This window comes from Frankia umida, assembly GCF_023242945.1.
In the GTDB taxonomy this organism is placed as follows: Bacteria; Actinomycetota; Actinomycetes; order Frankiales; family Frankiaceae; genus Frankia; species Frankia umida.
Genome location: NZ_JALKFT010000110.1, coordinates 1 through 628, shown reverse-complemented (window position 1 = coordinate 628; position 628 = coordinate 1). Strand labels below are relative to the sequence as shown.

1 protein-coding gene is annotated in these 628 nt (G+C 68.8%); it reads left to right on the top strand.

What is annotated here, in order from left to right; all coding sequences use genetic code 11:
* Nucleotides 1-121 precede the first annotated feature (121 nt).
* The coding region (locus tag MXD59_RS26000) for a transposase (RefSeq protein ID WP_308301790.1) at nucleotides 122-628 on the top strand (507 nt) is incomplete at its 3' end.

Below are 628 nucleotides of genomic sequence, written 5' to 3'. Positions count from 1 at the left end.
CCTCGGGCTTTCACCGGGGTGATCGTCTGTTGGGGTGCCGGGAATAGGAAAGTGCTCCTGAGCTGGGAGGATTGGGCTTGCTGAGGGCCTGAATCCCACCGAACCAAGGAGCACCTTCGCGGTGAAGACTACCGCTCTGTATCCGTCTGTCCGCGTGGACGTCGCTGGGCGTGGAATCGTGTCGCACGCGGGCGGGCTGATGCTGACTGAGACGGTCCGGGCCAGCGGGCTCGGGCAGGCGTTGTCGGCGGCGTTGGCACCGTGGCGGCCGGGTCGGGCGGTGCATGATCCGGGCAAGGTGCTGTGTGATCTGGCGCTGTCTGCGGCGTTGGGTGGGGACTGCCTCGCGGACGTGTCGCTGCTGCGCGCGGAACCAGCCGTGTTCGGACGGGTCGCGTCGGATCCGACCGTGTCCCGCACGGTCGACCGGTTGGCTGGCGACGCCGACCGGGCGTTGAAAGCGATCGACGCAGCCCGGGCGGTTGCCCGGGCCCGGGTGTGGGAGCTGGCCGGTACGCACGCCCCTCATGCCGGGATATCCGGCGACGATCCGCTGGTCGTCGATCTGGACGCCACCCTGGTCACCGCCCATTCGGAGAAGGAGAAGGCCGACCGGACCTGGAAGAAG